Here is a 21298-nt window from a genome sequence, read left to right on the forward strand (position 1 = left end):
ACTTGACGAAGCGGCTGCCGTCGCGGCTGTCTCGGGCCCTCGGCGGTGGTGGTCCGGGCGTGAAGACGGCGGTGGTCTGCACACCTGCGGCGGTGGCATGTGTTCCGGACTTGACGAAGTGGGTTCGTCGGGGGTCGCGTCGGGCCTGTGGTGGTAGCGGTGAGTTCCGCGCCTGAAGGCGCGGCTCTCGCCGTTCACGTCGCTCTTGAACAGGGGCTCTCGTGGCGTTTTCAGCAGCGGCTGGCTGAGATCGTTGTGTAGCGGTAACCGAGGTGGTGGTACATGCGCAGCGCTGGTTCGTTGTCGGCGTCCGCGATGAGGGCGACGTCGTCGAGTGCGGCGAGTTCCGCGGTCAGGAACGTGCAGACGCGTGTGGACAGGCCTCGGCCGCGGTGGTCGGGGTGGGTGGCGACGCCAGAGATGTAGCGCAGGCCTGGCGCGGGCCAGGAGTCCCCGGCCACCGACACCGGTGCCCCCGACTCGTCGCGGATCCCCGCCCACCGCACGGCTCCCGGGTCGTCCGGGAACAGGTAGGAGCCGGGATTGGCCTCGCGCAGCAGCGCGTCGATCACCGGGCGGTCGGCGTCGGTCAGCCACTCGACCCCGGAGTCGGGCTGCTGCGGCGGTTCCGCGTCGAGGTGCAGCCAGCCGAAGGTGGCCAGCACCTCGTGGCCCAACCGCTCGGCGACCCGCGCGGCCAGCGGAGCGCGAGTGAGCAACCGGACCTTCTGCCCGGGCACCAACGGGACGACCTCCGTCAGCAGCGCGACGACGTCGTCCTCCTCGCCGGTGTGGACGAGCCGGTCGGCGCGGTTGAGCCGAGGGGCGAACACCGCCACCGCGCTGCGGCGCCGCCACGCGCTCCCGCGCTCGTGCGGGGAGCCCGGCTCCCACGCCTGCGCAGCCCACCGCACCATCAGATCCCTCGACGCAGCGGCCACCTCCGCCGCGGACCTCAGCTCCTCCACGGGGGCAGCGTCATCACGCCGCCGGTCGGCTACTTGCGGCGCCGGGGGAGGAAGTCCGTGGGCAAGCGCGGCTTGGTGACGGCGTCGCGGAGGGCCTCGAAGGCTTCGTGGACGGCCACGCGCGACTCCGACGGCGTGGCGTCGGGCGCGCTGCGGTCGGGAGCGGGGACCCCGGAGGAGCGCAGCCAGCGCTCGTCCCACACGACCTGCATCGCCGCGGTCCAGCGTTGCTTGACCTCGGCGACCAGCTCGTCGCGGACCTGCGCGGACTCCTCCTTGCGCTGCTCACCGGCCGCGACCTGCTCGCCGAGCCGCTCGGCGGTCTCCCGCTCGTGCTTGCGCACCTGCTTGCCCGCCGCTGTGGCCAGCGCCGTCAGCTCGCGGTAGCGCTCCGCCGCGGTCTCAGTCACCGGCTTCCTCCCAGAGCTCGGCTGCCAGTTCCGTCGTGCGCTGCGCGGGGACCGGCGGTGCTCCGCCGAGGTCGAACGGCAGGACCACCTCCGGACGCGAGTGCACCGAGCGGTCGAAGAACAGTCCGCGACGCGACCGCGGCGACCAGTTCACCGGCTGGCCGGCGGCGAAGGTGCTGAGCTCCTGGCCGTGCACGTCGAAGGCCACCCACGCGCCGATGTCGTCCACCGGCCCCATGCCGAGGGTGTTCTTCACCCGCTGGACGCTCCGCCACCACCCGATCACGTGCACCCGCGACTCGGGCCCCTGCTTGAGGATCGTGCGCAACGAGTCCAGCGCGCACGCACGGGTCACCGGGTCCTTGCGCTCCAACGTCGTCTGGGCCGCGTCGACCGCGTAGAGCACCACGCAGTGCCGGACCTCGGCCGCGCCCGCGGCGATGCCGGCGGCGATGCCGTCGAGCGTCGCGGAGACCTCGTCCAGCCCCACCACGTCGACCTCGTGACCACGTCCGCGCAGATCCTCGGCCACGGCTCGCGCCTCGGCGTCGACGTCGTCGAGCAGCGCGCCGATGGTGAACCGGATCTTCCCCGGTTCGTGCTGGCGGGACAGCGACAGCGCCGCCGCGCCCAGCGCGCTGGTGGTGTCCTCGCGAACCGACCCGATCACCGCGATGTTGCGACCGGGCGACCGCGACAACCGCACCGCCGCCGCCGTGCCCTCGACGTCGATGACCTGCCCGAGCAGCGCTCGCGGGGTGCCCGCCGACGTGGTCAGCGTCCGGTAGTCGGCCATCGACGAGAGCTTCGGCAGGTTGGACCCGTCGAACAACCGCGGTGGCTGCGATCCGGCCGCGCGGCGTTCCCAGAGCTGGTGCTGGAGCTGGTGGAACGTGTCGCGGGCGGTGGCGTCCGGGATGCGGGCGATCTCGTTGCCGTGCTTGACGCCGGACTCGTGGTTGACCACCGCGTGCCACCGCGGCAGCTCCATCGCGGCGTGGTTGTGCTCGGTGAGCACCCGCCGCGCCTTCGGCAGCGCGATCCGCAGGATGAACTGCTCGAAGATCGCCGGCTTGCCCCAGAACGCCTCGATCCCGGAGACGTCCTGGCTGGCCAGCACCAGGTGGATGCCTTGCGACCGCCCGCGACGGGCGACGTCCTCGAGCAGCTTGGTGGCCTGCGCGGTCACCGGGTCGCGGTCGGCGAACAGGTACTGGAACTCGTCGATGACCGCGACGATCCGCGGCCACCGGCCCTCGGGGTCCTCGGCCCGCAGCTCTTCGAGCTTGGTGACCTCGTACTCCTTGGCCTTGTCGGCGCGGCGCCGCATCTCGTCGGCCAGGAACCGCAGCAGCGCGAGCCCGAACTCGCGGTCGGTGTTGACGTTGACGCCCACCAGCTTCGCGTGCGGCAGCCAGCTCGGATCGCGCCTGCCCGGCGTGAACTGGGCGAAGGACACGCCTTCCTTGAAGTCCAGCAGGTACAGCTCCAGCTCGTCCGGCGAGTACCGGGCTGCCATCGCGCCGAGCATGCCGTAGAGGAAGTTGGTCTTGCCCGAGCCGCTGGGACCGCCGATCAGCGTGTGCGGGCTGGCGTCACCGAGCCGCACCCACACCTCTTCGCCTTCGTCGAACCCGACGGGCGCCTGCAGCTCCGAGCGCGAATGGCACTGCCACAGCTCGTCGGGCAGCAGGTCGTCGAAGGTGCGCACCCGCGCGCGGCGTGACTCGAACTCCGCTGCGATCTTCGAGCAGGTCTTCGCCGCTTCGCCGCGCGAGGGCGGATCGTCCAGCGCCACAACGGCTTCCGGACCGGTCATGCTGGTGCGGGCGCGGTTCTCGCCGATCAGCGTGATCGACTCGAAGGTGCTGTTGACGGTCATCGGGAGGTCGACGGTGATCAGCTGGATGCCGCAGGCCAGGCCGTTGCGAGCGATCCGCTGCAGCTGTTGCTGCTGCTCCTCGCGCAAGGGCTGCCCGTTGCCGAACAGCACCGCGATCCGCCACGGCTCGCTCCGCTTTCCCTGGGCGGCGGCCAGCTCGCGCACGGTGGTGTGCTCGCCGAGCAGCGCGTGGCGGTGGATGCGCTTGACGTGGTCGGAGAGCACGTCGAGCATCTCGCCCAGCTGGGTCGGGTCGTGGGCGGTGAGCAGGTCGGCGCTGGTCAGCGGGTGCAGGTCGGGCAGCGTTCCGGTCAGCCGGGCGACGTCCCAGCTGTGGATGCGCACCTGGCCGGGCGGGAAGTGGCTGAGGAGGCGCAGCAGCAGGTTCTGCACCAGCGGTTCGGCGGTGTCGGGCACCTCGTCGGTGGTGATGCGCAGGTGCGCGAAGTCCAACGCCGGGACCACGGCCGGGAAAGCGGAGGACCGCGGGGCGTCGGGGACGGTCGCGGTGCCGATCCGCCACAGCTCGGGCGGGTGCGCGGTGTCCCCGTCACCGATCGTCCCGAGCCAGTCCCCGAACTCGCCCGAGGCGCTGCCGGGCGAGCTGCCGAGGACGAGCTCCTGCAGCGCGGGCGGGCCCTGCTCGGTCCACTCGCGGAAGGTCTCGTCGCGTTCGGCGAGCGCTCGACGCAGCGCGACCTGGAAGTGCCGGTCGGCAGGGTCGTCCGTGACCTGCTCCGGTTCGCGTTCGGCCCTCGCCGTGCCGAACTGGGCGATGCGCAGCGCGTGCTCTTGCTCGGCGCAGGTGTCGAGCACCCGCTGGTGCGCGTTCTCGGCGGCCCCGAGTGCGGCGGAGATGCTGCTGCGCAGGTGCTCGAAGGCCGATTCGATGCGACGACGACGGTCACTGCGTTTCACAACACGCCACCTGGGAGACCGAGTTACGGAACGTGATCAAGGTACCACCTCGAAGTAAGCCCCGCCTAAGAAGTGTGCGTGGTCCCTCCTCGGCGGTCCGCCGCGCCAGTGCAGGACCGCACCCGTGCGCCTGGGCGAACTCCGCGCAGCCGGGCGGTGTTCGCGTCGCGCTACAGGCGGGTGCCGAAGTCGCGGAGCGTGCTCCGCACCAGGTCGACCAGGCGTTGTGCGCGCTCCACCTGGTCGTGCGTCCGGGGCAGTCCCGGCGGGAGGACGGTCTCCGGGTGTTCCGGGTCGAGCCGGACGAGCGCCTGCCGCGCTTCGTCGAGCTTGCCCTGGCAGGTCCCCAGGTGCGCTCCGGCCTCTTCGAGTCGGCTCTCGATGCCCTGCAGGGCCTGGAAGAGCTCGTCGAGCGAGGACACGACCTACAGCCGTCCGGCGTAGCTCTCGGTGGACGAGATCGTCGCCGACAGCGTGCCCTGCGCGCCGGTCAACGTCTGCAGGACCTCGGCGAGCATGCCGTAGGCGTGCTGCACGTCGTCCTGCGCGGTGCCTTCGATGGCGCCCGACAGCGCCGATTGCGCTTCCTCGAGGACCAGGGCCGTTTGCTGGAGGGCGGCGACGCCTTCCTGCATCTTCTGGTTGGCCATCGAAATGCCTGCGCGAACCTCTTCGACGCCTGCCATCCGGGTGTGGTCCTCTCCGAGCAAGGGCGGTGCACGAACGACTACCTGTCACGGTTCACAAGGTGTGACGGTGCACAACGTAGTGCCCCGGCGAGATCCGCGCGCGGGCACCCCACCCTTGTTGATCACTGTTCGGTCTTAGCTGCCAACCCTGTTGGACTTAGTCGTCTACTGTGGATTCTTGGTGGAGTGGCGCGCGTTCGGCCTCCTCCGACCAGGCCTCGACGAGGAGCCGTTCTCCCGCCGGCACGAGCTCACCGATGAGCTCGGGGTCGTCCACCACCGCCCACGCCGTCGGCGGTGCGCAAGCGACGCGGTAGCGGGCGTGCCCCGGCCCCAGCTCGCGCAGGAAGTTCCGCACTACTCGGGAGAGGGAGGCCACGTGCCAGCCGCTCTCGCCGGTGCCGCGGCTCATCGTCAGCGACCAGCAACCCGGCTCCTCGTCGGAGCAGTCGGCGACGGAGACGACCTCGCCGCCGACGCGTCTGAGCAGGTCAGCGCATGCCGCGCGGGTGGAGGCCTCGTCCTGGGCGCCGACAACGACCGTGATGAGCAGTTCGAGCTCGCTGTGTCCGTCCATCGCGCGAGATTCTTCCGCATGCCCGCAGGACTTCGAACGCCTGATCGCGGGACGCCGGGAACGCCGTGGTGATCCACGGCTCGCAGCAGTCGCAGGACCGGGTGAACGCTGCTGGTGTGATCGCGGTGCGGGTGCGCCGGTGAGTCCGCCTGCCGCTGCGGGCATTCCGCGGTCGGGCGCTCGGACCCACCGCGCGGTGGGAGTGGGCTGGCCCGTGCTGCGCCTCGGGTCACCGCCGAACCGAGGGGCGAGCGGTGCTGAGGCCCCTGCGCAGGCTGACGGCACGCCCGATCGCGGAACGCGAGAGCCGCCGAGCGAACTCGTCGACGGCGGGCAGGCGAACGGTCCGAGGCGTTACCGCAGCACGGCCGAACCGCCGTGGAGCACGCTGCTGCGAGGCGGTTTTCAGGCGTTGAGGTCGCTCTCGTCGGGGTCGACGAGCCCGTAGTAGGCGTAGAGGTCGCGCCCCTCGGCGTCGGTGAGGCGGCCGCCTTCGGCTTCCACGCGCGGGGCGTTGCGGACCTGGTCGCGCGACACCGGGAGCTCCAGCCGGTTCTCCGCCGTGGTCGCGCCGTCGAGCGGGACGAAGGTCTCCCGCCACCCCAGCAGCCCGATGCGGACCGTGACCCACTCCGGTTGGTCGGTGTGGTCGTCGACGTAGACGTTGCCGACCCGGCCCACGCGGTTGCCCGAGCTGTCGTACACCGGTGTTCCGATCAAGTCTTGCGCTCGCGCGACGTTCATGGCAGCCCCCCGCTCTCAGGGCTTCAAGCTGCCCGCGAGAGCCCAGGGGTGCAACCGCGCAAGCGACACGCCTCACTCTATTGAGTAATGATCGTCAGTATTAGTTACGCTTCTCAGTTCTCAGCACTCGTTCGACGAAGCTGCGCACGTCCGTCATGACCTCGGTCTTGTTGGTCTCGTTGAACAACTCGTGCCGGGCGCAGGGGTAGATGTGCTCGTGGAAGTCCTGCCCGCGGATGCGGTCGATGCCGGTGCGCGTGTCGGCCTCGGGCACCAGCTCGTCGTCCTCACCGTGGACCCACAGGGTCGGGATCTCCAGCGTCGGCCCTTCGTTGATCGCCAGCAGGCAGTCGTCGATCGCGCGCAGCGTGGCGCGCTTGAAGGGGCCGTGCCAGACCAGGTCGTCGGCCAGGTACGCCGCACCGACCTCGGGGTCGCGGGACAGCGTCGCCGGGTCGATCGGGGTGTCCGGGATCTCGTCGTGCTCCAGCAGGTCCAGCGCGTGCCAGGTGCCCAGCACCGGACCGGACAGCACCAGGGCGGCCAGGTGCTCCTGGTGGAGCTGCGCGTAGCGGGCGGCGAGCATCCCGCCCATCGAGTGCCCGATCAGCACCACCGGCAGGTCCGGGTGCTGCGCGGTGACCTCGGTGCGCAGCGCTTCGAGGTCGGAGACCAGGACCTCGGCGTCGTCGTAGTAGACGCGGTCGCCCGGCGAGCGACCGTGACCGATGTGGTCCGGCGCCCAGACCAGCGCGCCGGTGTCCACCAGCTGCTCCGCGACCCACTGGTAGCGCCCGGAGTGCTCGCCGTACCCGTGCGCGATCAGCGCGATCCACGCCGGGTCGTCGGCCGACCACTCGCGCACGACGAGGGTCCCCAGCCTCCCGGCGACCTCGCGGTCCGTTGGCTCGATCATGTCGCCACCCCAGCACACCCGTGCTCTTCCGGCCACCACCTACGGTGTGATCGAGGTTGCGTTCGGCAAGGCTCCGCACCGCTCAGGCGCCGCGAAGCGCTCGGACCTCGGGCGCGACCGCTGAGATGTGGTCGATCGCACATCGACCGGGCGCCTCGTTCGGAGGCGGCGGACGACCTGGACCGCGTCATGACACCGTGCTCATCCCTGGTGGTAGGCGGTTCCGTCGAGGGACCCCTCGCCGCAGACGGTGTCGCCGGTCCACTCGACGGGCAGCGGCTCGGTCTCGTCCGGGGGGATGACCCGCAGGCCCGCGGCGACCGGCTGGCAGGGGTCGCCTTCGTCCCCGTGCGGGACGGTGCTCCAGTGCAGCGTCGCGGCGGCCGACTCGCCCGGGTCGAGGTCGAGCAGCGTCGGACCCGGATCGGGGGCCCGGGTGACGGTGGTCGGCAGCGGGTTTCCGGCGGCGTCCACCAGCTCCATCCCGCCGTAGCCCTGGAGCGTGCAGCGCGCGTCGCCGGAGTTCGTCAGCGTCAGGTCCGCGTAGCGCTGGCCCGCGCCCGCCTGGACCGGCGACATGCTGCCGGTGAGCTGCGCGGACTGGCAGCGCGGATAACGCGGCTCCGGTGCGTCCTGCCCCTGGGCGGGCAGGGCCGAGCCCGCCAGCGCTCCAGCGGCCAGCAAGCCTGCGGACGTCTGCACGATCCGTGCTCCGATGCGCCGGTACACGGCCACCACCCCCGTTCCCGCCGCTCCAGCGGGTTGGTCCGGTCATTGCTCTGCTCTGGGGAAGACACCCGCGGACAGGGTTGCCGCGTTCGGAGGAACGGTCCCTCCGCGGGGGAGCACCCACTCTGCATCGCGTGAAGAAAACTCGCGACTGGGATCACGGGCTCGCCGGAACAGGTGACGGGAAAGGCCTGCCCATCGCGTTGCGTGGGGCTTTCACCCGGAGCTGCTGAGGCCGTGATCTTAACCCGATCGGCGGAGCTGTCGATTTCTCCGACTTCGATACTTTGTGCAGCAGCAGAGGCCAGAAGCTCAGGGGGTAGATCATGGCCGAACGCATTCCCGGCATCGACGTCGCGCGGTACCAAGGGGAGCCGGACTGGGGAGCGGTCCGCGGCGCCGGGTACGCCTTCACCTACGTCAAAGCGACCGAGGGCATCGGCTACGTGAGTCCCACCCTCGACGCCCAGCTCAACGGGGCGCGCGGGGCCGGCATGGTCACTGGGCTCTACCACTTCGCCCGGCCGGACACCAACGCTCCGCAGCAGGACGCCGCCGACTTCGCCGCGCAACTGGCGCGGACGGGCTCCGCAGGTCCGGGCAACCTGCCGCCGTGCCTGGACATCGAAACCGACGCGCCGAACCTGGGTGCCTGGGTGAAGGGCTTCATCGACGCCATCCGCGGCCACACCGGCCGCCACGAGGTCGTCGTCTACGCCTCGAGCTCCTGGTTCCAGGACAAGCTCGCCACGGACACCTGGGTGGACCCGGGCGTGTCCCTGTGGGTCGCGCACTACGGGCGCAACCCCGGTGAGCCGGGGTACATGACCGATCGCGTCGTCCTCCACCAGCACGCCTCGGACGGGCAGGTCCCCGGCATCGCCGGGAACACCGACCTCAACGTCTCCCTGGTGCCGCTGGAGGTGCTCACCGGGGCGGGTGCGCCGCCCCCGCCGCCTCCGGCGCCGCCGCAGGAGACCTACGTGGTGCAGCCGGGAGACACGCTGTCGGAAATCGGCGCGAGGCTCGGTGTCGACTGGCGGGAGATCGCGCGGGTCAACGGAATCGCGGATCCCGACCTGATCTACGTCGGACAGGTCCTCACGATTCCCCGCTGAGATCCTTCTCAGGAATCGGTCCGGCGCCGAGTTGTGAAAACCGGTGCCGGACCTCGGTTCTTCCCGAGATCCCATCTCCTTTCGGAAAAGGTTTGCGACCGATTTCCGGTTGTCGGTCCTCCCGCGATCAACACGCGTTACGGTTTTTCGCGGACATCATCCGATGTGGAGGTGAACGCGATGGCGGACGTCGCTGCGCTGGTCCGGGCGCACTGGACCCGCGGTGAGCCCGGCCGGGACGCGCCAGCGGAACTCGTCGTGGCCCTGTACCGCTGGTGGGTCGTCGCGATGGTGCTCAAGATCCTCGGCGCCACGTGGGACATCTGCTGGCACTTCCGCTGGTTGCGGGACGACTTGGCGCCGCCCCACCTGCTGAACTCCGTCGGCACGGTGATGGTGATCGGACTGGTGGTCTTCCACACCTACACCGGCATCGGCGCCGACAAGACCACGTTGCGCTGGATGCAGTGGGGGCTCGGCATCTTCCTGATCGCCGCGCCGCTCGACGTGATCAACCACCGGGTCAACGGCCTGGACATCACCGCGTGGAGCCCGTCGCACGCGCTGCTGTACCTGGGCACCGGGATGATGAGCGTCGGGCTGCTGCTGGGCTGGAACCGCCAGGGGCGCGGCGACCGGTACTTCTACCCCGTCGTGTGCTTCCTGTGGTTCACCGTGCTGGACAACTTCCTGTTCCTCAACCAGCACCAGGAGTACGGCGTGCTCGGGCTGGCGGCCTGGGAGCGCGGGGAGCCCTACGCCGATGACGAACTGCTGCAGTTCGCCGCCGACCAGCTCCAGCGGCCGCTGGACCACATCGCGGTGGAGAACTTCACGCTGCCGACGCCGGAGTGGCTGTACCCGACCTGGGCGGTGCTGACCGGGCTGGGCACGCTGCTGCTCGCGCGGATCCTGGTCGGGCGTCGCTGGACGGCCACCAGCATCGCCGCCGGGTACCTGGCCTTCCGCTGCGCGGTGTGGGCCCTGCTGGCTGCTGCCGGCTTCCCGATCTCCGCGGTGCCGTTCTTCCTGCTGGCCGGCGCGCTGGCCATCGACCTGTCCTGCCAGCTGGTCACGCGGCTGCGGCCGCTGGTGGGCGCGGTGGCGGTGACCGCCGCCGCCTACGCGGCGCTGTGGATGCAGGACGTCCACATCGCCGCGCCGCCCTCGGACTACGTCTCCGCGCTCTTCGTGGTGGTGCTGCTCGCCGGCGCGTGGTGGCTGTTCGACCACCTCCGCACCGGCGGGGTGCACCGCATCGAGCAGCACCTCGCGGGCGTCCGCGAGTGGCGCGTGCGGGGCTGAGTCAGACGATGACGGGAGCGCGGGAGAGGACGACGCCGAGGCCGTAGGCGACGCCCATCACCGCGATCTCGAGAGCCACCCAGCTCAGCAGTGCGGTCCGCTCCTGCCGCGCGATGCGCGGTAGGAGCCGGAACCGCATCTGAGCCCCGATCACCCCGAGCAGCGCCAGGCACGTGGACTTGCCGAGGATGATCTGGCCGTACTGGGTGGTCACCAGGCCGATCAGGCCCACGTTCGGCGTGAGGACCAGCTCCATCAGGCCGTTGAACAGCCCCGAGACGCCGACGATGAGCAGGGCGAGCCCGGCGAGCTTGGAGAAGCGCGGCATGGTCTCGGCGAGCAGGCCGCGTCGCGGTGCCACGAACAGCGCGACCGCGGCCAGGCCGCCTGCCCACATGCCTGCCCCGACCACGTGCAGCTCCATCGAGATCATGCTGAAGTCGTGGTACTGCCAGTCGGTGGCGTGCCCGGTCAGCGGCATCGGCAGCAGACCGAGCAGCGCGACGATGGTGCGCAGCTCGGTGGGCACGGACTCGCCGAAGCGCACCGCCAGCAGCCCGATCACCGCGCAGAGCAGACCGGCGCCCGCGCTGGCCAGCAGGCCGGGGCCGGCGGGCACGTTGTTGACGTAGTCGACCAGCAGGCCGGTGGTCGCGGCCACCCCCGGGCTGGTCTCCATGGCCTGCAGGACCAGCGACAGCAGCGCGCTGAGCATCCACACCAGCGCGGTGGCCACGGTGACCATGCGGGCCTTGGCCAGCAGCGGCTCGGTGCGCGTGGGCTGGTCGAAACCGACCAGCTTGGGCAGCATCGACAGCCCCACGGTGGCCAGCGCGGCCAGGTCGAGCAGCGCTCGGGCGACCGGGGTGCCGAAGCGCACCAGCGGGGGCAGCTCGGGCAGGCCCGGGATGGTGCCGACGTCGGTGTAGGCCGTGGCGGCGAGCGCGGTCAGCAGCGCGGCTCCCAGCGGGGCCACGACGACCAGCGCCTTCGCGGTGCGCGGGCGGTTCTGCCCGGTCTCTTCGTTCCCTGGAAGCGCTTCGTGAACAGCCACGTTCCGCATGATCTCACTCGAACGTGTTCGTCACGCAGGAGCCGCACCAACTCACGTCCTGTGATGCGGAAGTTCTCGAGGGCGGAGGGCGAGCTCGGGGTGATGTTCTCCCCATGTCGTTCAGATCACGCTTTCCGCCGCCAGAATGTTGATCTTCATTCTCGATGATTCCCCTGCTCGAAAGCCCTTTCGGGTGCGCCGATTCCGATACGCGGCAATTGGCGCTCGCGCGGCGGTGGTGTCGCGGGCCCGGTTGTGGGATGTGTTGCTGACAATGTCCTCAGCCGTGTTGTTCTAGAGTCGGCGGCGTGATTCCGGCGGAGGAAGCTCGTGCGCGCGCGAACTGCGGTGCGCATGTGCTCGATTCGCTCCGGCGTCGCGGACTGTTCACCGGATCGGTTCCCGCGAATTTCGTGAGAAGTTGGGCTCGCGGTGAACAATTCGTGCTTTGCTGTGACACCCGGTCGCCGGGTCTGCGGGATCACCCGGGGTTCACCCGGATCAACCCGGGGAACCCCCTGGTTGCCGCTGGGGGCGGTCTTCGCAGCCAGGCGCCCGGCACGCGGCACGACCGCGAGTCGCTGCCGGTGGTGGTCGCTGAGGTGCGAGGCCGAACCGCCTCAGGGAAATTGGGGGTCCGGCCCCGGATGTGTGCCGGGCTCGCGAGACGCGAGATTGAGCGGTGTGGACGGACAGAGAGTCATGCAACGCGCGCTAGGGCGTGATGCGCGATGATCCCACTTGCGGTCGTGCTGGCGGCGCTGGGCGCCTGCGGCTACGCCTTCGGGGCTCGTCTGCAGCACGCTGCCGTGCGCGCCACGATGGACGGTGGCGGGCTGGGCCTGCGCAACCAGGCCCAGTTGGTGCGCAGCCCCCGCTGGCTGGCCGGGCTCGCCGCACTCGGCGCCGGAGCGGTGCTGCACGTGTGCGCGCTGGGCCTGGCCCCGCTGAGCGTCGTGCAGCCGGTCGGTGTGCTCGCCCTGCCCATCACCGTGCTGCTGAACCTGCGCGAACAGGGCTACACCCGCCGCGACGTCAAGCCCAGCATGGTGCTGGCGGTGCTGGCGGCCACCGGTGGTCTGGCGGTGTTCGTGCTGCTGGCAGCCGGCAGTGCCACACCCACGCCGGTCGGCGACGACGACCAGTTCACGGCCTCCCAGATCGTGGCGCTGGCCGTGGTGGTGCTCGGCGTCGTGGCCGCCGCGACCCGCTCGAAGGTGCGCTGCGTGCTCTTCGCCGCCGGGTGCGCCGTGGCCTACGGGTACGTCTCGTTGATGGCTCGCGCCGTCGCACAGCAGGTCGGCACGTGGGACCTGCTCTCGATCAACCTCCTGTCCGTCCTGGGCATCGCCGTGGCGATGGTCGTGGGTGGCTGGTTGCTCCAGCACGGGTACGCCAGCGGCCCGCCCGACCTGGTCATGGCCTGCCTGACCGTGATCGACCCGCTGGTCGCCGTCGGCCTGGGCGTCGGCCTGCTCGGCGAGGCCGACCACGTCAGCGGGTGGGTCGCCACGGCCGAGGTGCTGTGCGCGCTCGTGGCCTGCGCCGGGGTGTTCGCCTTGGCACGCCACCACCCGGACACGACCGAACGCCGCACGTCGGAGACGCTGGAGGAGGCCCTGCCTGGGCCCGACACGCCCACGACCGAAGTTCCCGCCGGTACTGCCGGACACCGCACGTCCCCTCGTCCTCACGGGAGTTCCTCTTGACTTCGCAACCGTCGCGCAGACGTCCGCTGCGGATCGTGGTCGGCGCGACCACCTACCCGCCGCACGTCAACGGGGCCGCCAACTTCGGGCACCGGCTGGCCACGGGCTTGTCCGCACGCGGGCACGAGGTGCACGTGGTGTGCCACTCCGACACCCGCGAACCGCGCACCGAGGTCGAGGACGGCGTGCTGGTGCACCGCGTCGGGTCCCTCGGGTCGCCGTTCCACCCGTCGATCCGCGGCCTGATGCCGTGGGAGGCGCGGCAGGCGGACGCGATCGTGGAGGAGATCCAGCCCGACATCGTGCACGTGCAGTCGCACTTCTTCATCTGCCGCGGCCTGCTCGACTCCGCCCGCAAGCGGGGCATCGGGCTGGTGGCCACCAACCACTTCATGCCGGAGAACATCTTCGGCTACTTCAAGGTCCCCCCGTTCCTGCAGGACGCCGCCGGGCGCCTGCTGTGGCACAACCTGGTCAAGCACTACCGCAAGGCGCAGATGGTCACCGCGCCCACGCCGCGCGCCGTGCAGCTGCTGCAGGACAACGGCTTCGACCGCACCGCGCTGCCGGTGTCCTGCGGCATCGACGTCGACCGCTACCGGCGCCCCGCTGAGCGCTACCGCGAGCAGGACCCGGCCCCGGAGACCAGGACCGTGCTGTTCGTCGGCAGGCTCGACGAGGAGAAGCACATCGACGACCTGCTGCGGGCCATGTCGCTGCTGCGCACCCAGGCTCCGACCCGCCTGGAGATCGTCGGCAACGGTGCCCGCCGCGAGGCGTTCGAGCAGCTCGCCGCCGACCTCGGCATCGCTGACCGGGTGCACTTCCACGGCTTCCTCAGCGACGACGAGCTGCTCGAGGCCTACGCCCGCGCCGACCTGTTCTGCATGCCCAGCATCGCCGAGCTGCAGAGCCTGGCCACCATGGAGGCCATGTCGGCGAGCACGCCGGTCGTGCTGGCCAACGCGATGGCCCTGCCGCACCTGTGTCGTCCGGGCGAGAACGGCTGGTTGTACCCGCCGCGCGACGTGCACGCCCTCGCGGCCGCGATGGACGACGTGCTCGACGACCGCGCCACCATCGACCGGATGGGCCAGGCCAGCCAGCGACTGGTCTCCCAGCACGACATCGCCGAGGTGCTGGGACGGTTCGAGTCGCTGTACCACCACGTGATCGACCCGGACAGCGCCGTGGAGCTCGACGAGATCAGCACCGAACTGGCGAGCTGACATGAGAGCACCTGATCTGCACCCAACGGAGCGTGTAGCTCGGATCAACGGCTCGGACCTGCACTACTGGGTCTACCGCGAGGAACTCACCTCCTCCGAGCCCGTGCTGGTCGTACACGGGTTGCGCGGCACGCACCACGGCCTGGAACTGATCGCGGCCGGCCTGGACGGCCGGCGCGTCGTCATACCGGACCTGCCCGGCTTCGGGGACTCCGGGCCGATGACGGTCACCCACGACGTCGTCGGCTACGCCCGGGCGATGCGCGAGCTGATCGACGTGCTCGGTGGCGCCGAGCAGCCGATCGTGCTGATCGGGCACTCCTTCGGTTCGATCGTGGCCTCCTGCGTGGCGGCGACGTGCCCGTCGCTGGTCCGCCGGTTGGTGCTGATCAACCCGATCGCCCAGTCCGCGATGCGCGGCCCGCACGCCGCCTTGGCGGGGTTGACCGCCGCCTACTACTCGCTGGGAGAGCGGTTGCCCTCCCGCGCGGGTCGTTCCCTGCTAACCAACAAGTGGGTGGTGCTGGCGGCCAGCCGTGCGATGACCCGGACCCGGGACAAACAGCTGCGCGGGTTCATCGACGACAACCACCTGCAGCACTTCAGCCGGTTCCACTCGCCCGCGGTGGTCAACCAGTCGTTCCAGGCGTCGGTGACCCACACCGTGACCGACTACGCCGACCAGCTGCGGATGCCGGTGCTGCTGGTGGCCGGGCAGCAGGACGAGATCGCCCCGCTGCCGGGGCAGCGCGAGCTCGCCGCGCGGTTGCCCGACGCCGAACTCGTGGTGATCCCCGACGTCGGCCACCTGGTGCACTACGAAACACCCGACGCCGCCGCGGCCGAGATCACGCGGTTCCTGGGCCGCGAGCGAGGCACCTTGCCGGAGCAGCGATGAAGCTCGTGGTCGACGCCCGCTGGACGCGCACCGACCAGCACGACGGCATCAGCCGCTACGGGGCGAGCCTCGTCGAAGCGCTGCACCACCTCCACCCGGTGACGATGTTGATCCACGACGAGCGGCAGCTGGACCTGCTGCCGGACGGGGTCCCGCACGTGCTGATCAACAGCCCGTTCTCGGTGCGCGAGCTGTGGGTGTCGCGCACCCTGAACCGGCTCGGCGCCGACGTGGTGTTCAGCCCGCTGCAAATCATCGGCGGGTTCCGGCGCCGGTACCGGCTGGTGCTCACGCTGCACGACCTCATCTACTACCGGCACCCGGAGCCGCCCGGGTTCCTGCCGCTCCCGGTGAAGATCGCCTGGCGGCTCTACCACAAGGCCTTCTGGCCGCAACGCGTCATGCTCAACCGGGCAGATGCCGTGGTGACCGTCAGCGACACCACCCGGAGGCTGATCGAGCAGCACCGGCTGACCCGCAGGCCGGTCGCGGTCGTGCACAACGCACCTCAACCGCAGGCCGTCCGCACTCCGCCGGAATCCCCGGCGGGCGGCCCGCGCGAGTTGGTGTACATGGGCTCGTTCATGCCGTACAAGGACGTCGAAACGCTGCTGGCGGGCATGGCTCACCTCCCTGGTTACCGACTGCACCTGGTCAGCCGGATCGCACCGCAGCGCGAGGCCGAGCTGGTCCGTCAGGTGCCGCCGGGTGCGGACGTGGTGTTCTGGCGGGGGATCGGGGAAGAGGACTACCAGCGGCTGCTGGATCGGGCGAGTGCTCTGGTCACGGCGTCGCGGGATGAGGGTTTCGGGTTGCCGGTCATCGAGGCGATGAACGCGGGGACGCCGGTGGTCTGCAGTGATCTCGAGATCTTCCACGAGGTCACCGGCGGGCACGCGAAGTTCTTCGAGTCGGGGAGCGCGAAGGGCTTCGCCGACGCCGTGCGAGCGTGGGAGGACGACGCGGTCCGCGCAGACCTGGTCGCGGCGGCCCGGAACCAGGCGGCGAAGTTCACCTGGCAGAACTCCGCAGAACGGCTCCTGGACCTGGTGCGCAGAATGGCTCAGTGAGACCAGACCTTGATGGCTCGCGCGACGTAGCCTGCCTGCGGGGTCTGCGAACCTGTTGGGTGCGTGGCGAATTCGGCCTGCTCATCGCACTGCGGGTCCTGGTAGACCGTCACCGGGCGACCCGTGCTGTTCGCGAAGGACTTGACCTCCCCACCGGTTTCGAGGGTGACGCAGTTCTCGATGCCGGTGGTGCGCAGCGCCAGCTCGCGTGGCTGCCCACCGAAACCGGCCTCCGGCCAGACGCAGAACATGCCTTCAGGGCAACGGTTTTCGGGTGCGTCGGCGTCCGCGGGAGGGCCGACGAGGAGGGCGGTCAGCGCTAGCGCCGCCGAGAGCACCAGACCGAGCGCGAGCGGCCGGCGGGTGGGGGAGTGGCCGTGCGGTGTCCGGATCAGGGCGTGGCTGGACATGGCGGAAGTCCTTTCGCGGGAGGGGAATTCGGTGCGGTGCGGCGTCATCCGCCGCGCTGCAGCAAGAGTGGCGGCACGGTGCACCCGATTCCAGCGGAATGATCAGATACACCACCTATGGGTGGTTTTCCAGGCGTGGGAACCCATTCCGGGCCCACATCAGATCGACTCGCCGACCCTGCCGGATGCACCACGATTGAGGTATAAAGTCCACCACTACCCGTCGGTAATAGCGGAGGTCGGCGATGGCGCTGGACGCTGATGTGATCGTGGTGGGAGCGGGCCTGGCAGGCCTGGTCGCCACCGCGGAACTGGCCGATGCCGGCCGTCGGGTGGTACTGCTCGACCAGGAGCCCGAAACCTCGCTGGGTGGTCAGGCGCACTGGTCGTTCGGCGGGTTGTTCCTGGTCGACTCCCCGGAGCAGCGCAGGCTCGGCGTGCGCGACTCGCACGAGCTCGCCCTCCAGGACTGGATGGGCACCGCCGCCTTCGACCGCGAGGAGGACCACTGGCCGCGCCGGTGGGCCGAGGCCTACGTCGACTTCGCCGCCGGCGAGAAGCGCGCCTGGCTGACCGCGCAGGGCGTGAAGTTCTTCCCGCTCGTGCAGTGGGCCGAACGCGGTGGCCACCTCGCCCGCGGCCACGGCAACTCCGTGCCGCGCTTCCACATCACCTGGGGCACCGGGCCCGGGGTGCTTGAGCCGTTCCTCCGGCGGGTGCGCGCGGCCGAGGCCAAGGGCCTCGTCGAGCTGCGGTTCCGGCACCGCGTCACCGAACTCGTGACCACCGGAGGCGCGGTCACCGGCGTGCGCGGCAAGGTGCTCGTCCCCAGCGACGCCGAACGCGGCCAGCCCACACCGCGCAAGTCCAAGGGGAACTTCGAGCTCAGCTCGCAGGCGGTCGTCGTCACCTCCGGCGGCATCGGCGGGAACCTGCCGATGGTGCGCAAGAACTGGCCGAAACGCTTGGGCAAACCGCCGAAGAACATGATCGCCGGCGTGCCCGACCACGTCGACGGGCGGATGCTCGAGGTGGTGGCCAAGACCGGTGGCCGGATCATCAACCCGGACCGGATGTGGCACTACACCGAGGGAATCCGCAACTACGCGCCGGTGTGGACCAAGCACGGCATCCGCATATTGCCGGGTCCGAGCTCGCTGTGGCTGGACGCGAAGGGCAACCGGCTGCCGGCACCGCTGTTCCCGGGCTTCGACACCCTGGGAACGCTGGAGCACATCACGAGCACCGGCCACGACCACACGTGGTTCGTGCTCAACCGGAAGATCATCAGCCGCGAGTTCGCGCTGTCGGGTTCCGAGCAGAACCCCGACCTGACCGGCCGCAGCATCCGCCAGCTGCTGCAACGAGGCGGCGGAGCCACCCCCGGCCCGGTCATGGAGTTCGTGCGGCGTGGTGAGGACTTCGTCGTCCGCAACGACGTCGCCGCCCTGGCCGCGGGGATGAACGAGCTGGGCGACGGCCACATCGACGCCGCTCAGCTGGAGCGCACCATCGTCGAGCGGGACCGCCAGGTGGCCTCCGGACTCGGCAAGGACCTGCAGGTCAACGCGATCCGGGCGGCACGCCGCTACGTGGTCGACCGGCTGATCCGGGTGGCCGAGCCGCACCGGCTGCTCGACCCGGCGGCCGGGCCGCTCGTCGCGGTGAAGCTCAACCTGTTGACCCGCAAGACCCTCGGCGGCCTGGAGACCGACCTGGACGGACGGGTGCTCAAGGACGGTGTCGAGCCGCTGGACGGGCTGTACGCGGCCGGAGAGGTCGCCGGCTTCGGCGGCGGCGGCGTGCACGGGTACCGCGCCCTCGAAGGCACCTTCCTGGGTGGCTGCCTGTTCTCCGGACGGCAGGCCGGAAGGGCCGCAGCAGCGGCGGTGGGCTGAGAACGAACGGGAACTAGATGAAGCAGCCGCTCACGAAACCGCTCACGCGGCTGCGCTCATCGGTGATGTCGACCCATTGCGAAGATGTTCGACCGTCACCGCAGTCGATGCTTTCCCCTTCGACCCGGCGGTGGATCGTCGCTCTGTCGCCGGGATTTCCGATACCGCGCACCGACGAGCTGGTGCGGGGTTCGGTGCGGATCCGGGTACCGAAGGCGAGGAAGTCGCCGGTGTCCTGCTCAGGGGCCGCGTGAGCGGCCTGGACCAGCGCGTTCCTGATTTCCAAGGCGATGGTCACGAGTTGGGTTCCGAGCCCCGAGATGGGGACGATCGCGGCCAGCGCCATGCCTAAAACGGCATTCCGAAGATTGCGCATCACAACCCCCATGTGGCCCGCCAGGCGGTTCTCGACCGGATTTTCGGCGATGAGTTCTGCTGGTCGGGTCGGCTCCCAGTCTATTGACCAGAACCCGGCTCCAGCAGTGTCCGATCGGGTAAGGCGAATTCGTGCGGGCCACGCACGACACGCGGTGACGCACAGCGTTCGGCGAGTTCAGGAAAGCACTCGCGTGAGTGAGCGGCCGGGCAACATCGACCCGGTCCGCAACGACGAAGGGCGCCGTGGGAACGACCGGTCCCACGGCGCCCTTCGAATCGGCGTTCTGCGTGCCTCAGCGGGTGCGAGAACCGATCCCGGTGAGGGAACGGACCTCCATCTCGGCCTGGCGTTCGACGTCCCCCTCGGGCTTGCCGATGAACGTGCCGATGGCGGCGAACAAGAACGAGATCGGGATCGAGACGATGCCCGGGTTCTTCAGCGGGAAGAGCGCGAAGTCCACGCTCGGGATGATCGAGTCCGACGATCCCGACACGACCGGGGAGAAGATCACCAGCACCAAGCAGGAGATCAGACCGCTGTAGATGCCCCACAGCGTGCCGGTGGTGTTGAACCTCTTCCAGAACAGCGTGTACAGCAGCGTCGAGAGGTTGGCCGATGCGGCGAAGGCGAACGCCAGACCCACCAGGAACGCCACGTTCTGGCCGATCACCAGGATGCCGCCGATGATCGACGCGGCACCGATGACCAGCGCCGTCATGCGGGCGACCCACACCACGCGTTCGGAGTCGACGTCACCGTCGCGCACCACGCTCGCGTAGATGTCGTGCGCGAAGGAGGCCGATGCGGTCAGCGTCAGTCCTGCGACCACCGCGAGGATGGTGGCGAACGCGACCGCCGAGACGATGCCCAGCAGGACCGTGCCGCCGATCTCGTAGGCCAGCAGCGGTGCCGCGGAGTTCTCCGCACCCGGGGCGGCCAGGATCGCGTCGGTGCCCACCAGGGCGCTCGCGCCGTAGCCGATGATCAGCGTGCAGATGTAGAAGGTCGCCATCGTCCAGGTCGCCCACACCACCGAGCGCCGCGCCTCGCGGGCGTTGGGCACGGTGTAGAAGCGCATCAGGACGTGCGGCAGACCGCCCACACCCAGCACCAGCGCCAGGGACAGCGACAGGAAGTCCAACTTGGTGATGTCGGACTCGCCGTACTGGGCACCGGGAGCGAAGATCGCGCGGCCCTTGGGGTTGTTGTCGGAGGCGGCGGTCAGCAGGTCGGACATGCTGTAGCTGAACTTGCCCAGCAGGAAGATCGTGATCAGCACGGCGCTCAGCACGAGCAGGGCGGCCTTGATGATCTGCACCCAGGTGGTGCCCTTCATGCCGCCGACCAGCACGTAGACCATCATGACCGCGCCGACGCCGGCCATCACGAGCATCTGTCCGAAGTGACCGTGCACGTCGAGCAGCAGCGCCACCAGACCACCGGCACCGGCGATCTGGGCGATCATGTACATGATGGTGATGGCCAGGGTGGACGTCGCTGCGGCGGCCCGCACCGGACGCTGCTTCATCCGGAAGCTGAGCACGTCGCCCATGGTGAAGCGGCCGGTGTTGCGCGTGCGTTCGGCCAGCAGCAGCAGGTTGATCAGCCAGGCCACCAAGAAGCCGATGCTGTAGAGGAAGCCGTCGTAGCCGTAGATGGCGATCGCGCCGGCGATGCCGAGGAACGAGGCGGCCGACAAGTAGTCACCGGACAGCGCCACGCCGTTCTGCACGCCGCTGAAGGCGCTGCCCGCGACGAAGTAGTCGCTGGCGGTTCCGCGGTTGCTCACGCGGTAGACGATGAACAACGTGATCAGCACGAACGCAGCGAAGACGCTGACGTTGGTGATGATGCTGTCCTCGGGGATGGAATTGGCGAGGTTCATCAGTCGAGATCTCCGGCCTGCTCACGGATGTCGTCGACGCGCGGGTCGACGTGGCGACGTGCGAACCGGACGTAGAGGGTCGTCAGTCCCACGGTGGTGACGAATTGCCCGACGCCCAGCAGCAACCCGACGTTGACCTCGCCGAAGACCGGCTCCGCCATGGCCTTCGGGAAGTACGCCGCGGCCACCACGTAGCCCACGTACCAGATCAGGAAAAACGCCGTGGCCGGAAATACGAACCAGTTGAGGCGACGGCGGAGGCTGCGGAATTCGGCGCTCTGCTGGATAGCGGTGAAATCGGGCCGGTCGTCGGTTGAGCGAACCGCGCTCTTCTCGATTCCGCCGAACGCCGCGCGTTGATTTCCGGGCTCGCGGGGGGAACCGCGCAGCGCGGATTGCGTTGCGTTGCTCATGCATCCTTCCTGGACTTCAGGGGGTGTGCCGGCCGGGGCCGCCGAGCTGGCGGAGGCGGGCAATTCTTACCACTGTTCTACCTGTGTCGACACTGTG

The 21298-nt window shown here is 69.9% G+C and carries 21 protein-coding genes; 7 read left to right on the forward strand and 14 right to left on the reverse strand.

Translation table 11 applies throughout. From position 1 onward, the window contains the following. Positions 1–230: 230 nt before the first annotated feature. The 9 genes from EIL87_RS15070 to EIL87_RS15110 form a co-directional block, all read right to left on the reverse strand. On the reverse strand, positions 231–968 hold the full coding sequence (locus EIL87_RS15070; RefSeq protein WP_233576266.1) for a GNAT family N-acetyltransferase: 738 nt from the start codon (positions 966–968) through the stop codon (positions 231–233). Between the two features lie 29 nt (positions 969–997). Then, complete coding sequence (locus EIL87_RS15075) at positions 998–1378, reverse strand: hypothetical protein (protein WP_125091186.1); 381 nt, start codon at positions 1376–1378, stop codon at positions 998–1000. Further along, complete coding sequence (locus EIL87_RS15080; protein ID WP_125091187.1) at positions 1371–4178, reverse strand: FtsK/SpoIIIE domain-containing protein; 2808 nt, start codon at positions 4176–4178, stop codon at positions 1371–1373. The genes EIL87_RS15075 and EIL87_RS15080 overlap by 8 nt, the downstream gene beginning before the upstream one ends. A gap of 170 nt (positions 4179–4348) precedes the next feature. Then, the gene (locus EIL87_RS15085; protein ID WP_125091188.1) at positions 4349–4600 is read right to left on the reverse strand and encodes a hypothetical protein; all 252 of its coding nucleotides are present in this window, start codon (positions 4598–4600) and stop codon (positions 4349–4351) included. Positions 4601–4603: 3 nt separating this feature from the next. Next, a complete protein-coding gene (locus EIL87_RS15090) occupies positions 4604–4864 on the reverse strand; it encodes a hypothetical protein (RefSeq protein ID WP_125091189.1) in 261 nt (86 codons plus the stop codon). A 160-nt stretch (positions 4865–5024) separates the two neighbouring features. Then, positions 5025–5444: a hypothetical protein gene (locus EIL87_RS15095; protein ID WP_125091190.1), complete on the reverse strand. Its 420-nt coding sequence runs from the start codon at positions 5442–5444 to the stop codon at positions 5025–5027. A 405-nt stretch (positions 5445–5849) separates the two neighbouring features. After that, positions 5850–6188 (reverse strand): PRC-barrel domain-containing protein, encoded by a 339-nt coding sequence (locus tag EIL87_RS15100; protein WP_125091191.1) that lies wholly within the window; start codon positions 6186–6188, stop codon positions 5850–5852. Positions 6189–6288: 100 nt separating this feature from the next. Beyond that, positions 6289–7104 carry an alpha/beta hydrolase gene (locus EIL87_RS15105; protein WP_125091192.1) on the reverse strand — a complete coding sequence of 272 codons (816 nt, stop codon included), beginning with the start codon at positions 7102–7104 and terminating at the stop codon, positions 6289–6291. Between the two features lie 201 nt (positions 7105–7305). Further along, entirely contained in the window at positions 7306–7806 is a 501-nt protein-coding gene (locus EIL87_RS15110) for a DUF4232 domain-containing protein (protein ID WP_233576267.1), read from the reverse strand. A 353-nt stretch (positions 7807–8159) separates the two neighbouring features. Between EIL87_RS15110 and EIL87_RS15115 the strand changes: the two genes are divergently transcribed. Next, complete coding sequence (locus tag EIL87_RS15115) at positions 8160–8951, forward strand: GH25 family lysozyme (RefSeq protein ID WP_125091194.1); 792 nt, start codon at positions 8160–8162, stop codon at positions 8949–8951. A 180-nt stretch (positions 8952–9131) separates the two neighbouring features. Beyond that, on the forward strand, positions 9132–10256 hold the full coding sequence (locus EIL87_RS15120; RefSeq protein WP_199740428.1) for a hypothetical protein: 1125 nt from the start codon (positions 9132–9134) through the stop codon (positions 10254–10256). 1 nt (position 10257) lies between these two features. On the opposite strand, the gene EIL87_RS15125 is transcribed toward EIL87_RS15120, so the two are convergent. Next, on the reverse strand, positions 10258–11310 hold the full coding sequence (locus EIL87_RS15125; protein ID WP_233576268.1) for a copper resistance D family protein: 1053 nt from the start codon (positions 11308–11310) through the stop codon (positions 10258–10260). Between the two features lie 731 nt (positions 11311–12041). Here EIL87_RS15125 and EIL87_RS15130 point away from each other — a divergent pair. The 4 genes from EIL87_RS15130 to EIL87_RS15145 are packed head-to-tail and all read left to right on the forward strand — an operon-like array spanning position 12042 to position 16216. Further along, complete coding sequence (locus tag EIL87_RS15130) at positions 12042–13019, forward strand: hypothetical protein (protein ID WP_125091196.1); 978 nt, start codon at positions 12042–12044, stop codon at positions 13017–13019. Then, entirely contained in the window at positions 13016–14248 is a 1233-nt protein-coding gene (locus EIL87_RS15135) for a glycosyltransferase (protein ID WP_125091197.1), read from the forward strand. The genes EIL87_RS15130 and EIL87_RS15135 overlap by 4 nt, the downstream gene beginning before the upstream one ends. A gap of 1 nt (position 14249) precedes the next feature. Beyond that, positions 14250–15146, forward strand: a complete 897-nt coding sequence (locus EIL87_RS15140) for an alpha/beta fold hydrolase (protein ID WP_125091198.1) — start codon at positions 14250–14252, stop codon at positions 15144–15146. Then, a complete protein-coding gene (locus EIL87_RS15145; protein WP_125091199.1) occupies positions 15143–16216 on the forward strand; it encodes a glycosyltransferase family 4 protein in 1074 nt (357 codons plus the stop codon). The genes EIL87_RS15140 and EIL87_RS15145 overlap by 4 nt, the downstream gene beginning before the upstream one ends. On the opposite strand, the gene EIL87_RS15150 is transcribed toward EIL87_RS15145, so the two are convergent. Then, complete coding sequence (locus tag EIL87_RS15150) at positions 16210–16674, reverse strand: peptidase inhibitor family I36 protein (protein ID WP_125091200.1); 465 nt, start codon at positions 16672–16674, stop codon at positions 16210–16212. The genes EIL87_RS15145 and EIL87_RS15150 overlap by 7 nt on opposite strands. Positions 16675–16871: 197 nt before the next feature. Here EIL87_RS15150 and EIL87_RS15155 point away from each other — a divergent pair, with 197 nt between their 5' ends. Further along, complete coding sequence (locus EIL87_RS15155) at positions 16872–18524, forward strand: FAD-binding dehydrogenase (protein ID WP_125091201.1); 1653 nt, start codon at positions 16872–16874, stop codon at positions 18522–18524. A 13-nt stretch (positions 18525–18537) separates the two neighbouring features. On the opposite strand, the gene EIL87_RS15160 is transcribed toward EIL87_RS15155, so the two are convergent. From EIL87_RS15160 to EIL87_RS15170, 3 genes are all read right to left on the reverse strand, one after another. Further along, on the reverse strand, positions 18538–18900 hold the full coding sequence (locus tag EIL87_RS15160) for a hypothetical protein (protein WP_125091202.1): 363 nt from the start codon (positions 18898–18900) through the stop codon (positions 18538–18540). Between the two features lie 295 nt (positions 18901–19195). Continuing rightward, on the reverse strand, positions 19196–20788 hold the full coding sequence (locus EIL87_RS15165) for a solute symporter family protein (RefSeq protein ID WP_125091203.1): 1593 nt from the start codon (positions 20786–20788) through the stop codon (positions 19196–19198). Continuing rightward, positions 20788–21201 (reverse strand): DUF485 domain-containing protein, encoded by a 414-nt coding sequence (locus EIL87_RS15170; protein ID WP_125091204.1) that lies wholly within the window; start codon positions 21199–21201, stop codon positions 20788–20790. Before EIL87_RS15170 ends, EIL87_RS15165 begins: the two co-directional genes overlap by 1 nt. Positions 21202–21298 lie beyond the last annotated feature (97 nt).

Origin of the sequence: Saccharopolyspora rhizosphaerae (assembly GCF_003931915.1) — a bacterium.
Classification (GTDB): Bacteria; Actinomycetota; Actinomycetes; order Mycobacteriales; family Pseudonocardiaceae; genus Saccharopolyspora; species Saccharopolyspora rhizosphaerae.

Coding starts and splice junctions, on each gene's coding strand:
- EIL87_RS15150 (WP_125091200.1), bottom strand. CDS start 16,674: ATGACGCCGCACCGCACCGAATTCCCCTCCCGCGAAAGGACTTCCGCC.
- EIL87_RS15105 (WP_125091192.1), bottom strand. CDS start 7,104: ATGATCGAGCCAACGGACCGCGAGGTCGCCGGGAGGCTGGGGACCCTC.
- EIL87_RS15140 (WP_125091198.1), top strand. CDS start 14,250: ATGAGAGCACCTGATCTGCACCCAACGGAGCGTGTAGCTCGGATCAAC.
- EIL87_RS15155 (WP_125091201.1), top strand. CDS start 16,872: ATGGCGCTGGACGCTGATGTGATCGTGGTGGGAGCGGGCCTGGCAGGC.
- EIL87_RS15100 (WP_125091191.1), bottom strand. CDS start 6,188: ATGAACGTCGCGCGAGCGCAAGACTTGATCGGAACACCGGTGTACGAC.
- EIL87_RS15120 (WP_199740428.1), top strand. CDS start 9,132: ATGGCGGACGTCGCTGCGCTGGTCCGGGCGCACTGGACCCGCGGTGAG.
- EIL87_RS15170 (WP_125091204.1), bottom strand. CDS start 21,201: ATGAGCAACGCAACGCAATCCGCGCTGCGCGGTTCCCCCCGCGAGCCC.
- EIL87_RS15165 (WP_125091203.1), bottom strand. CDS start 20,788: ATGAACCTCGCCAATTCCATCCCCGAGGACAGCATCATCACCAACGTC.
- EIL87_RS15130 (WP_125091196.1), top strand. CDS start 12,042: ATGATCCCACTTGCGGTCGTGCTGGCGGCGCTGGGCGCCTGCGGCTAC.
- EIL87_RS15095 (WP_125091190.1), bottom strand. CDS start 5,444: ATGGACGGACACAGCGAGCTCGAACTGCTCATCACGGTCGTTGTCGGC.
- EIL87_RS15115 (WP_125091194.1), top strand. CDS start 8,160: ATGGCCGAACGCATTCCCGGCATCGACGTCGCGCGGTACCAAGGGGAG.
- EIL87_RS15160 (WP_125091202.1), bottom strand. CDS start 18,900: ATGCGCAATCTTCGGAATGCCGTTTTAGGCATGGCGCTGGCCGCGATC.
- EIL87_RS15090 (WP_125091189.1), bottom strand. CDS start 4,864: ATGGCAGGCGTCGAAGAGGTTCGCGCAGGCATTTCGATGGCCAACCAG.
- EIL87_RS15145 (WP_125091199.1), top strand. CDS start 15,143: ATGAAGCTCGTGGTCGACGCCCGCTGGACGCGCACCGACCAGCACGAC.